Source organism: Mycolicibacterium peregrinum, from assembly GCF_001665625.1.
GTDB classification, from domain to species: domain Bacteria; phylum Actinomycetota; class Actinomycetes; order Mycobacteriales; family Mycobacteriaceae; genus Mycobacterium; species Mycobacterium peregrinum_B.
The window spans coordinates 1-4,861 of sequence record NZ_LZSY01000003.1; the positions used below are offsets into that span (position 1 = coordinate 1).

The 4,861-nt window shown below is 66.3% G+C and carries 4 protein-coding genes and 1 pseudogene; 3 read left to right on the top strand and 2 right to left on the bottom strand.

Annotated features, from left to right (window positions below; translation table 11 throughout):
- Nucleotides 1–80: 80 nt before the first annotated feature.
- Nucleotides 81–830 carry an Rv3717 family N-acetylmuramoyl-L-alanine amidase gene (locus A5779_RS00295; protein WP_064877843.1) on the top strand — a complete coding sequence of 250 codons (750 nt, stop codon included), beginning with the start codon at nucleotides 81–83 and terminating at the stop codon, nucleotides 828–830.
- Here A5779_RS00295 and A5779_RS00300 read toward each other — a convergent pair.
- Entirely contained in the window at nucleotides 827–1,264 is a 438-nt protein-coding gene (locus A5779_RS00300; RefSeq protein WP_003883641.1) for an SRPBCC family protein, read from the bottom strand. The two genes, A5779_RS00295 and A5779_RS00300, sit on opposite strands and share 4 nt — an antisense overlap.
- A gap of 65 nt (nucleotides 1,265–1,329) precedes the next feature.
- On the opposite strand from A5779_RS00300, the gene A5779_RS00305 reads away from it, so the two are divergent.
- Together A5779_RS00305 and A5779_RS00310 are read left to right on the top strand one after the other, a co-directional pair.
- A complete protein-coding gene (locus A5779_RS00305) occupies nucleotides 1,330–2,718 on the top strand; it encodes an FAD-binding oxidoreductase (protein WP_064877845.1) in 1,389 nt (462 codons plus the stop codon).
- A gap of 13 nt (nucleotides 2,719–2,731) precedes the next feature.
- Complete coding sequence (locus A5779_RS00310) at nucleotides 2,732–4,045, top strand: class I SAM-dependent methyltransferase (RefSeq protein WP_064877847.1); 1,314 nt, start codon at nucleotides 2,732–2,734, stop codon at nucleotides 4,043–4,045.
- 9 nt (nucleotides 4,046–4,054) lie between these two features.
- Here A5779_RS00310 and A5779_RS00315 read toward each other — a convergent pair.
- Nucleotides 4,055–4,861, bottom strand: a pseudogene (locus tag A5779_RS00315) (DNA polymerase III subunit gamma/tau); the annotation flags it as partial.

The window sequence follows — 4,861 nt, forward strand, 5'->3', positions numbered from 1 at the left end:
TTCGGACTGTCAGCCTAGTCGGCGGGCGGGCTAGCGTGGCGCCCGTGCGAGTCCCAGCCTGCGTGCGTGTCGGCACCGCCATGGTCAGCAGCGTCATCATCGCTGCGACCGCATCGGCGGTCGTCGACGCTCCCCACGCCTCCGCAGCCCCCTCGAACATCGCCGGCATGATCGTCTTCCTCGATCCCGGCCACAACGGCGCCAACGACGCGTCGATCAGCCGCCAGGTGCCGACCGGCCGCGGCGGCACCAAGGACTGCCAGGCCAGCGGTACGTCCACCGCGGACGGTTTCCCCGAGCACACCTTCACCTGGGACACCACCCTGCGGCTCCGCGCCATCCTCACCCAGATGGGGGTGCGCACCGCGATGTCGCGCGGCAACGACAACGCCCTGGGCCCGTGCGTTGACGAACGCGCATCGATGGCCAACGCGCTGCGCCCCAACGCCATCGTCTCCATCCACGCCGACGGCGGCCCGGCCAACGGTCGCGGCTTCCACGTCCTCTACTCGTCGCCGCCGCTGAACAACGTGCAGGCCGGACCGTCGGTGCAGTTCGCCAAGACCATGCGCGACCAGTTGTCCGCGTCGGGCATTCCGCCCGCCACCTACATCGGTTCGGGTGGCCTGGACGCCCGCTCGGATATCGCCGGGCTCAACCTGGCGCAGTTCCCGTCGATCCTCGTCGAGTGCGGCAACATGAAGAACCCGGTCGACTCCGCCCTGATGAAGACCCCCGACGGTCAGCAGAAGTACGCCGAGGCCATCGCCCGGGGCGTCGCGGCCTATCTGGGCACCCAGGCGGCCTCTGCCCCGCCCCCGGCCCGCTAGCTCTCGACTTCCTTCTTCAGGTTGGCCAGCACCTCGTCCTGGATCTTGCGCAGGCCGAGCGGCGCGAACGTCTTCTCGAAGAAGCCCTTGATCCCGCCGGCGCCGGTCCAGCTGGTCTTCAGATTGACCGACGATCCGGTGCCCGCAGGGGCGACAGTCCAGTTGGTCACCAGGCTGGAGTTGGCGTCCTTCTCGATCACCGTGTGGCCGGCGACGTCCACCGAGGCCTTGATGTCGCGCACCCGCGACTCGGTGGCCTGCAGCTTCCAGCTGGCCACGGTTCCTGCGCCCTGACCGCCCTCAAGCACCTGGTAATCGCGGTAATGCGAGGAAAGGATCTTGGGGCGCACGGTCTGGTAGTCCGCGATCGCGGCGAACACAGCGGCCGGCTCGGCGTTGATCAGAACCGTGCTGACCGCACTGACCTGTCCCATGACTGAAACTCCTTCAACTCGTGTCTGCGGTCGCATCGTCGGCAACCTCCGACTAGCGTATATGTGTGTCTGTTGTTACGACTGACGCACAAGCTGTCCATGCCATGGGCGTGCAGCGCCTATTGGACAGTTACCGCGCCATACCGCCCAATTCGACCGTGCGGCTTGCCAAGCCCACGTCGAACCTGTTTCGTGCGCGAGATCGCAGCGATGCCAAAGGTTTGGACGTCTCGGGTCTGACCAATGTGATTGCGGTCGACGCCGAAGCCCGCACCGCCGACGTCGCAGGCATGTGCACCTATGAAGATCTGGTCGCCGCGACGCTGCCGCACGGCCTGGCTCCACTGGTGGTGCCCCAACTCAAGACCATCACCCTGGGCGGCGCGGTCACCGGTCTCGGTATCGAGTCGACGTCGTTCCGCAACGGCCTGCCACACGAATCGGTCCTGGAGATGGACATCCTCACCGGGGCAGGCGAAATCGTCACCGCATCACCGGACCAGCATTCCGACCTGTTTCGGACCTTCCCCAATTCATATGGCACGCTGGGTTATTCGACGCGACTGAAGATCGAACTCGAGGCCGTCACACCGTTCGTCGCGCTACGCCACCTGCGCTTCCACTCACTTACGGACCTTGTGGCGGCGATGGATCGGATCATCGAGACCGGCGGCCTTGACGGCGAACCGGTCGATTACCTCGACGGCGTCGTGTTCAGCGCCGACGAGAGCTACCTGTGCGTCGGATTCAAGACGACGACACCGGGGCCCGTCAGCGACTACACCGGCCAGGACATCTACTACCGCTCGATCCAGCACGCCCAGGGTGAAAAGCACGATCGGCTGACCATCCACGACTATCTGTGGCGATGGGACACCGACTGGTTCTGGTGTTCCCGCGCTTTCGGTGCGCAGAACCCGACGATCCGGCGGTTCTGGCCTCGCAAGCTGCGCCGCAGCAGTTTCTATTGGAAGCTCGTCGGCTACGACCAGCGGTTCAACATCGCCGACCGGATCGAAAAGCGCCACGGCCGCCCACCCCGGGAGCGGGTGGTCCAGGACGTCGAGGTGCCGATAGAGCGCTGCGCAGAATTCCTCGACTGGTTCTTGCAGAACGTCCCGATCGAGCCGATCTGGCTGTGCCCGCTGCGGTTGAGGGAGAACCCCGGCGGCACAGGCTGGCCGCTCTATCCGATCCGGCCCCACCACACCTACGTCAATGTCGGGTTCTGGTCCTCGGTTCCGGTCGGCCCGGTCGAAGGCCATACCAACAAGCTGATCGAGACCAAGGTCAGCGAGCTCGACGGACACAAGTCCCTGTATTCGGATTCCTACTATCAGCGTGAGGATTTCGACGAGCTCTACGGCGGCGAGACCTACAAGACCGTCAAGAAGTCCTACGACCCCGAAACGCGCTTGTTTGACCTGTATTCGAAAGCCGTCTTGCGCCGATGAACGGAGAACAGCGATGACCACCTTCAAGGATCACTCGACGCACAGTACCGACCACAAGCTCACCCTGGCCGAGATCCTGGAGATCTTCGCCTCGGGCTCGCTGCCGCTGAAATTCACTGCCTACGACGGCAGTTCCGCAGGACCGGAAAGCGCAACGCTCGGCCTGGATCTCAAGACCCCGCGCGGCACCACCTATCTGGCCACCGCCCCTGGCGATCTCGGCCTGGCCCGCGCCTATGTGTCCGGCGACCTGGAGCCGCACGGCGTGCATCCCGGCGATCCGTACCCACTGCTGTGCGCGCTGGCGGAGAAGATGGCGTTCAAGCGCCCACCGGCCCGGGTGCTGGCCAACATCGTCCGGTCCATCGGCATCGAACGCCTCAAGCCCATCGCGCCGCCGCCACAGGAGGCCCTGCCCCGGTGGCGCCGCATGATGGAGGGCCTGCGGCACAGCAAATCCCGTGATGCCGACGCGATCCACCATCACTACGACGTGTCGAACACCTTCTACGAATGGGTGCTCGGCCCGTCGATGACCTACACGTGCGCGTGCTACCCGGATGCCGATGCGAGCCTGGAAACCGCACAGGACAACAAGTATCGGCTGGTTTTCGAGAAGCTGCGGCTGCAGCCCGGCGACCGGCTGCTCGACGTCGGCTGCGGCTGGGGCGGCATGGTGCGCTACGCCGCGCGCCACGGCGTCAACGCGCTCGGTGTGACGCTGTCGAAGGAACAGGCCCACTGGGCCCAGGCTGCCATCGACAAGGAGGGCCTCGCGGACCTGGCCGAGGTGCGCCACGGCGACTACCGCGACATCGTCGAGACCGGATTCGACGCCGTGTCCTCGATCGGCCTGACCGAGCACATCGGCGTGCACAACTACCCGGCGTACTTCGGTTTCCTGAAGTCGAAGATGCGTCCCGGCGCACTTCTGCTGAACCACTGCATCACCCGTCACGACAATCGATCCGGCTCGGCCGCCGGTGGGTTCATCGACCGCTACGTGTTCCCGGACGGAGAGCTGACCGGTTCCGGGCGGATCATCGCCGAGGTGCAGGACGTCGGCCTTGAGGTCATGCACGAGGAGAACCTGCGCAACCACTACGCGATGACGCTGCGCGATTGGTGCGCCAACCTCGTCGAGCACTGGGATGAGGCGGTCGCCGAGGTCGGGCTCCCCACCGCGAAGGTGTGGGGCCTGTACATGGCCGGGTCCCGACTCGGTTTCGAGACGAATGTGGTTCAGCTACACCAGGTTCTGGCCGTCAAGCTCGACGAGCATGGGAATGACGGCGGCCTGCCGTTGCGGCCGTGGTGGACGGCCTAGCGCCACGCCCTAGCTCTCGATCTTTCGCGCACCGAGTTCGTTCTGAAGGAGTTCCAGCGCAACCTCTTCGGGATCACGACGGGGCCCGGCCTCGCTCTGCGAAGCCTCGGCGAGCATCTCTGCCTCTTCCTGCTCCGGAGAGGACGGCGGTTCCGGCGCGGGCTCCGGCTCAGGTTCGGGAATGACGCGGCCCGGCCGGGTGGGGACCCGTGGCGGGGGCTTACTGGCCTTCGGCGCGGGCGGCGGGGCCGCCTCTGCCGTGCCGACCTCACAGCGGATCTGCCAGTCCACACCGAGCGCGTCCTTCAACGCATCCCGGATCACGTCGGCATTGCGCGACTCGGTCAGCCGCTTGGCCAGGGGCGGTGAGTCATGGGACAGCACAAGGGTTTTGTCCTCGACGGCCCGCACGATGGCACCCGAGAGCATGACCTCGGTGGTCCGACTGCGCTCGCGTACCTTCTCCCGCACCGTCGTCCACATCGAGCGCACCGCGGCGGCGTTGGGTTCACCCCCGGGAGTCACCGATGCCTGCAGCGGTTCCGGCTCGGGTTCGGGCTCCGGAGCGGGCTCAGGCTCGAAGTCCGGCTCCGGCGGCAGCGGTGGCTCTGGCTCGGACTGGGGCGCGGGTTCTGCAACAGGGGGCGGTGGTGGCGGCGCGGAAACAGGTTCGGGCGCGGACACCGGTTCGGGTGCACGCTCGGGCTCGGGAGCAGGAGCAGGCGGTGCCGGAGCAGGGGCGGGGTCGGTGACGTGACGACGGGCATGATCCCCTACATCGTGCAGGCGCCACGGTTCTTCGCCGGGCAGATCACG

Excerpts from the sequence above, each read along its gene's own strand:
- A5779_RS00310 (WP_064877847.1), top strand. The coding sequence starts at position 2,732 with ATGACCACCTTCAAGGATCACTCGACGCACAGTACCGACCACAAGCTC.
- A5779_RS00300 (WP_003883641.1), bottom strand. The coding sequence starts at position 1,264 with ATGGGACAGGTCAGTGCGGTCAGCACGGTTCTGATCAACGCCGAGCCG.
- A5779_RS00295 (WP_064877843.1), top strand. The coding sequence starts at position 81 with ATGGTCAGCAGCGTCATCATCGCTGCGACCGCATCGGCGGTCGTCGAC.